The organism is Georgenia thermotolerans (genome assembly GCF_009193185.1).
GTDB lineage: Bacteria > Actinomycetota > Actinomycetes > Actinomycetales > Actinomycetaceae > Georgenia > Georgenia thermotolerans.
In genome coordinates, this window is sequence record NZ_VUKF01000019.1 from 82,738 (window position 1) to 89,094 (window position 6,357).

General features: G+C 79.4%; 6 protein-coding genes. All 6 read right to left on the reverse strand.

Annotation, left to right across the window (positions count from 1 at the left end):
• Positions 1 to 6: 6 nt before the first annotated feature.
• A complete protein-coding gene (locus GD970_RS10765) occupies positions 7 to 1,497 on the reverse strand; it encodes a PfkB family carbohydrate kinase (protein WP_226925280.1) in 1,491 nt (496 codons plus the stop codon).
• The gene (locus tag GD970_RS10770; protein ID WP_152202889.1) at positions 1,494 to 2,138 is read right to left on the reverse strand and encodes a D-sedoheptulose-7-phosphate isomerase; all 645 of its coding nucleotides are present in this window, start codon (positions 2,136 to 2,138) and stop codon (positions 1,494 to 1,496) included. Before GD970_RS10770 ends, GD970_RS10765 begins: the two co-directional genes overlap by 4 nt.
• Entirely contained in the window at positions 2,135 to 3,370 is a 1,236-nt protein-coding gene (locus GD970_RS10775; protein ID WP_152202890.1) for a glycosyltransferase, read from the reverse strand. The genes GD970_RS10770 and GD970_RS10775 overlap by 4 nt, the downstream gene beginning before the upstream one ends.
• A complete protein-coding gene (locus GD970_RS10780) occupies positions 3,370 to 4,326 on the reverse strand; it encodes a glycosyltransferase family 4 protein (RefSeq protein ID WP_152202891.1) in 957 nt (318 codons plus the stop codon). The genes GD970_RS10775 and GD970_RS10780 overlap by 1 nt, the downstream gene beginning before the upstream one ends.
• A complete protein-coding gene (locus GD970_RS10785) occupies positions 4,323 to 5,396 on the reverse strand; it encodes a glycosyltransferase family 9 protein (protein WP_152202892.1) in 1,074 nt (357 codons plus the stop codon). The genes GD970_RS10780 and GD970_RS10785 overlap by 4 nt, the downstream gene beginning before the upstream one ends.
• The coding region (locus GD970_RS10790; RefSeq protein ID WP_152202893.1) for an HAD-IIIA family hydrolase at positions 5,393 to 6,357 on the reverse strand (965 nt) is incomplete at its 5' end. The genes GD970_RS10790 and GD970_RS10785, both read right to left, overlap by 4 nt.

Sequence of the window (6,357 nt, forward strand, 5' to 3'; positions counted from 1 at the left end):
CCTTCGTCAGGACGCGCGCCCGACCGAGGCGGCCGAGCGCTCGATGATCGTGGTGGTGGACAGCCCGCCCAGGTAGGGCAGGAGCACGACGCGGCCGCCGCCCGCGCGGACGACGTCCGCCTCGGGCAGCTGGGCGCCGCCGTAGTCCCCGCCCTTGGCCCACACGTCGGGGCGCAGGCGGCGCAGGGCCTCGCGGGGGTCGTCCTCGTCGAAGACGACGACGGCGTCGACGCAGTCGAGGGCCTCGAGCACGCGGGCCCGGTCCGCGGCGCCGACCACCGGCCGGCCCGGGCCCTTGAGCCGGGCGACCGAGGCGTCGGAGTTCATGAGCACGACGAGGTGGTCGCCCAGGCGCCGGGCGGCCTGGAGGGTGGCGACGTGGCCGGCGTGGACGATGTCGAAGCACCCGCCGGTGGCCACGAGGGTGCCGCCGGCGGCGCGCAGCCGGGCGGCGAGCTCCTCCAGCGTGCGGCCGGGCCGCCCTCCCGCGCGACCAACCTGCCGTTCTGGCTGCGCTTCCGAGCGACCAGAATGCCATTCTGGCTGCGCCTCGGTGCGGCCGGCCACGGCGCGGTTCGGCGCGGGGGCGGCCGCGGCGAGGCGGGCGCGGTAGCCCTCGGCCCCGCCGGCGGCCACCCACGCCGAGGCGTCGACCACGGCCCGCTCCACCGCCTCCGAGGGCAGCGCCCCGCCGGCGAGCGCCACGGTCACCGTGGCGGCGAACTGGTCCCCGGCCCCGCACGGGTCCCCGCCCGCGGCGCTCACGGCGGGCACGAACACCGCCTCGGTGCCGGCGGCGGCCAGGAACGCCCCCGTCGCGCCGGCGGTGACGCACACCGCGCGCACGCCCCACCCCGCCGCGAGCCGGGCGGCGAGGACGTCGGGCGGGGCGTCCTCCCCGCACGCCCCCCGCGCCTCGGCGAGGTTCGGGGTGGCCAGCGTGGCGCCGACGACCGGCTCCCCACCCCGCGGGTGCGGGTCCCACACCACCGGCCGCCGGCATGCCGCGGTGGCGAGCAGGTCGCGCAGCGCCGGGTCGCGGGTGACGCCGGCGCCGTAGTCGGAGACGAGCACGGCGTCGGCCGCCGCCAGCACCTCCCGCACCGCCTCGCGGGCCTCGGCGTCCAGGTCGCCCGGCGCGCCGGGGCCGCCGTCGTCCACCCGCACGAGGGACTGCCCGCCGCTGCGGATCCGGGTCTTCGTCCGGGTGCCGCCCTGGTGCGGCAGGCGCACCAGGGTCAGGTGCCGCTCGAGCTGGGCGGCCAGCCGGGCGCCGGCGGCGTCGTCGGCCACCGGCGCGACCAGCGTGACCTGGGCGCCCGCGGCGCACAGCAGCGCCGCCAGCCCGGCCCCGCCGGGGCTCTCGCGCCGTCCGGTGACGTCGACCACCGGCACCGGCGCGTCGGGGCTGAGCCGCTCGACCCGGCCGTCGACGTCGGCGTCGAGGACGACGTCGCCGACCACCACCACGTGCGCGCGGGCGGGGATGCGGCTCACGCGATCGCCTCGCGCAGCGGCGGGCGCACGGCCCGCCGCGGCCCCTCGCGCCGCACGGGCCGCGCCGGGGCGACGGCCAGGTGCTCGTCCACCGCGGCGCACAGGGCGTGGATGGCCACCAGGTGGGCGGCCTGGATGGCCGCCGTCGAGGGCGCGTCCACGCACAGCGCCTCGTCGCACAGCGTGGCGAGGGGGTTGGGCGCCGGGCCGGTCAGCCCCCACACGTGCAGCCCCAGCTCGCGGCCGCGCTCGGCGGCCCGGAGCACGTTGGGGCTGCGCCCGGAGGTGGACAGCAGCACGAGCACGTCGCCCGCGCGGCCGTGCCCCTCGACCTGCCGGGCGAACATCTCCTCCACCCCGTAGTCGTTGACCAGGGCGGTGACGCTCGAGCTCTCCGCGCACAGCGAGATCGCCGAGAACGGGCGGCGCTCGGCGAGGAACCGGCCGACCAGCTCGGAGGTCAGGTGCTGCGCCTCGGCGGCGCTGCCCCCGTTGCCCGCGGCGAGCAGCCGGGCGCCGTCGCGCAGCCGGTGCGCGAGGTGCCGGCCCCAGGCCTCCACGGTGGCCGCGTCGGCCCGCAGGCTCGCCAGGGCCTGGCGCAGCTCGCGCTCGTGCTCGTCGATCCACACCTCGGCGGTCATGCGGTCGCCTCCTTCACGGCGGGCAGTGCCACGGTCTCGTAGGCGGCCTCCGTGCGCGCGGCCACCTGGTCCCACCCGTACAGCTCCACCGCCCGGCGGCGGGCCGCGGCGCCGTACTGCTGGCGCCGCACCGGGTCGGCGAGCAGCGGGCCCAGGGCGGCGGCGAGCGCGGCGGGGTCGCGCGGCGGGACGAGCAGGCCCGTGACGCCGTCGCGCACGGTGTCGAGCAGGCCGCCCACCGCGCTGCCCACCAGCGGCCGCCCGCAGGCGGCGGCCTCGAGCGGGACGATCCCGAACGGCTCGTACCAGGGGGTGGCGACGACGACGTCGGCGGACCGGATCAGGGCCGGCATGGCGGAGTGGGCGACGGCGCCGAGCAGCCGGACCCGGTCGGCCACGCCGAGCCGCTCGGCCAGCGCCCGCAGGCGCCGGGCCTCGGGGTCGTCGCCGAGGCGCTCGGCGGCCGGCCCGCCGGCCACGACCAGCTCCGCCGTCGGCAGCGCCGCGAGGGCCTCGACGACGGTGGCCACGCCCTTGCGCTCGACCAGCCGGCCGATGCACAGCAGCCGGTGCGGCAGGCGCCGCGGCGGGACGCCGGCCGGGGTGAACCGGCCCGGGGCGCCGTCGGCGGGGGAGAAGTGCTGGACGTCGACGCCGCAGGGCACCACGCGCACCCGGCGCGCGGGCACCCCGAGGCGGCCGAGCTCGCGCACCTCGTCCGAGCAGGTGGCGACGACCAGCTCGACGCGGCGGCCGAGGTCGGACTCCAGGCGCACCCGGCCCGGCGGGGAGGTGTCCGCGGCGCCCTGGTGGCGGCGCTTGACCGAGCCGAGCGCGTGGTAGGTGTGCACCAGCGGCACGGGCACCGCCCGGGTCGCCTCCACGGCCGCCAGCCCGGACATCCAGAAGTGGGAGTGGACGACGTCGGGGGCGCGCCCGGCGGCCCACTCGCGCCCCATCCACCGGCCGAAGGCGGGCATGAAGGGCAGCAGCTCGTCCTTGGGCAGGGCCGTGGGCGGGCCGGCCGGGACGTGCACCACCTGCACCCCGGGCAGCATCTCCACGCGCACCGGCTGCGCCGGGTCGTCGCGCCGGGTGTACACGGCCACCTCGTGCCCGGCGCGCGCCAGCTCCGAGGCGAGCGCCGCCACGTGCACGTTCTGCCCGCCGGCGTCCACCCCGCCCAGCGCGGCGAGGGGGCTCGCGTGCTCCGAGACCATCGCGATCCTCATCAGACCACCTCCTTCAGCAACCTCTGCCAGTCGGACAGGAAGCGCTCCAGGGCGAACCGGTCAGCCGCGTGCGTGCGGGCCGCCAGGCCCCGTTCGCGGGCCTCGTCCGGGTCGGCCAGCCACCGCCGGGCGGCGCCGGCCAGCGCCTCCGGGTCGGAGCTGACCACCCCGGCCGCGGCGGGCACCGACTCCGGCGCGGCGGTGGTGGCCAGGGTCAGCACCGGCAGGCCGAGCAGCATCGCCTCGATGAGGGACAGGCCCAGCGAGGTCCATCGGTAGGGGTGGAAGTAGGCGCGGTGCCGCGCGAGCGCGTCGTGCATGGCCGCCTGGGGGACGTCGTCGTGCAGGAAGCCCGACAGCGCCGGCGCCCGCTCCGCCAGCGCGGCCATGCCCATGCCGTACACCTCCACGGGCACGGATTCGGCGAGGCGGAGCAGGACGTCGGTGCCGGCCACCCGCCACCGGCGCACCGGCTCGTTGACGACGACGCCGAGGCGCTCGCGCTCGCCGGTGTAGCGGTAGCCCGGGTCGGGCACGCCGTGCTCGATGACGGTGGTGGGCGCCGCGCCGCAGTCCCACATGAGGGCGTTGAAGGCGGTGACGTGCACGACCGGGATGTCGCCGCGCCCGGCCAGCGGGTGCACCGTGGCGGCGGCCTTCTCGGGCGGGGCGTTGTGCTCGACGTACACCGCCGGCACGTCCACCCCCGCGCGCAGCCCCGTCCACTCCTCCAGCAGCGCGAACTCGTGCGGGCGCTGGAGCACGACGACGTCGCAGCCCTCCTCGCGCAGCTGGGCGGGGGTGACCTCGCGGGCCCGCTCGGGCCAGGTCCACGTGTCCGCGCGCCCGCGCCCGTCCGGGCCGCGGCCGGGGACGACGGGCAGGAGGTAGTCCTCGCCGCCCTGGAGGAACGCCGTCGCCCACGACCCGTGCACGTGCCAGATGAGGATCCTCATGCCGGCACCCCCATCGCGTGCGGCGCCAGGGCGGCCACGGCGTCGACGACGGCGGACGGCGCCACCCCGGTCAGGCACGGGTGGCCCGGCACGGGGCACTCGCGGGCGCGGCTGCCCCGGCACGGCGCCGCCTGGTCGCCCAGCAGCGCCACCTCGACGCCGTAGGGGGCCCACCGCTCGGCCGGGACCACGGGGGAGAAGAGGGAAACTACCGGGGTGCCGACCGCGGCGGCGAGGTGGGCCGGGCCGGTGTTGCCGACGACGACGCACGCCGCGCCGACCAGGACGGCGGCGAGCTCGGCCAGGCTGGTGCGCCCGGCGAGGTCGTGCAGCGCGGCGTCCGCTCGGGAGGCGCCCGGGCCCACCGCGGGCGCCGGGTCGTCGGCGGCGCGGGCGACGGCCGCGGCGAGGTCGCGCTCGCCGGGCCCGCCGGTGAGCACCACCGGCCAGCCGGCGGCGCGCAGGGCGGCGGCGATGCGTCCGGCGTGGTCCGGGGCGAGCGCCCGCGCCGGCACGGAGGCGCCGGGGTGGAGCACCACGTACGGGCCGGCCGGCACGAGGTGGGCCACGTCGGGCAGCGGGCCGCGCACGGCCAGCCGCCCGTCGTCGCCGGCGGGCAGGACGCCCCCAGCGGCGCGGGCCAGGTCGAGGGCGGCCTCGGCCTCATGGCCTTCGGGCCGGTGGTGGCGCACGTCGAGCAGGGAGCCCGGGTAGTCGACGCTGGTGGCGGCGACGAACGGGACGCCCGCGAGCCGGGCCAGCAGCGCCATCGGCAGCGGGCTCTGGTGGAAGGACGTGAAGACCACCGCCCGGTCGTAGCGGCGGGCGGCCAGGTCGGCCACCAGCGCGCGGACCGCCGCGGCGTCGACCGGCGGCGGGGCGTACCCGCTCCAGGGCGCGTCGAACACGACCACCTCGGCCACGCCGGGCAGCAGCTCGCCGGCGGCCCGGCCGGCGGGGGAGACGAGCAGGTCCAGCCGGTCGGCGGTGGCGGCCAGCGCGCGCAGCGCCGGGCCGGTGAGCAGCACGTCGCCGTCGCTGTCCAGGCGCACCGCGAGCACGCGGGTCATGCCGGCACCTCCTCGGCGGGGGTGGGCGCATGGTGGCGCAGGTCCGGCTCGCCCGCGGCGGTTTCAGGAGCGGCAGCGGGGCTGCCCACCCGCGCCCTTCTTGACGTCTCGCGCCCTTTTTGACGTCTCGCGCCATTGCGCCCGTGTTGACGTCTCGCGCCATTGCGCGCTTCTTGACGTCTCGCGCCCTCCGGGGCGGCCAGGGCCAGCACGAGCTCGGCGGCCTCGGCCAGGTCGGCGGCCACCACCGGGGCGGCGGCGACCTCCTCGCGGCGGGTCACCGGCGTGGGCACGAGCACCGCCCGCGCCCCGGCGGCCAGCGCGGCCCCGACGTCGGCGCCGATGTCGCCGACCACCACGCACTCCCACGGCGCCACCCCCAGCGCCGCGGCGGCGCGCAGCACCATCCCGGGCGCGGGCTTGCGGCAGCCGCACCGGTCCCCGGGCCCGTGCGGGCACGCCTGGACGGTGTCGAAGCCGCCGAGCAGGTCCGCCGCTCGGTCGTTGACCGCCGACACCTGCGCCGGGGTGAGCAGGCCCCGGGCGACGCCGGACTGGTTGGTGACCAGCCCGACGGCCAGCCCGGCCGCCCGCAGCCGGCGCAGCGCCGCGGCGGCGCCGTCCACCGGCCGCACCTTGGCCGGGTCGCCGTTGTAGGGCTCGTCGTGGACCAGGGTGCCGTCCCGGTCGAACAGCACCGCCCGCACCGGCGGCGGCCACGCCGGGGCGCCGCGATAGTGAGCCGTGCCCCGGAGGTGGTGGGCGACGGCGGCCCACGGGATGACGGCGGAGGTGGCCGCCATGGTGGCCCACTCCCGGCCCCAGCCCTCCTCGCCCGGACCCGGCCCCGGCGCGATGCGCCGGGCGGCGAAGTCGGCGGTGAGCCCGGCCCAGGCGGCCCCGGCCACGGCGGCGAGGCCCGGGCGCCGCGCCGCGGCGGCCGCGGCGGCCAGCACCCCGG

Coding starts and splice junctions, on each gene's coding strand:
- GD970_RS10785 (WP_152202892.1), bottom strand. CDS start 5,396: ATGACCCGCGTGCTCGCGGTGCGCCTGGACAGCGACGGCGACGTGCTG.
- GD970_RS10780 (WP_152202891.1), bottom strand. CDS start 4,326: ATGAGGATCCTCATCTGGCACGTGCACGGGTCGTGGGCGACGGCGTTC.
- GD970_RS10770 (WP_152202889.1), bottom strand. CDS start 2,138: ATGACCGCCGAGGTGTGGATCGACGAGCACGAGCGCGAGCTGCGCCAG.
- GD970_RS10775 (WP_152202890.1), bottom strand. CDS start 3,370: ATGAGGATCGCGATGGTCTCGGAGCACGCGAGCCCCCTCGCCGCGCTG.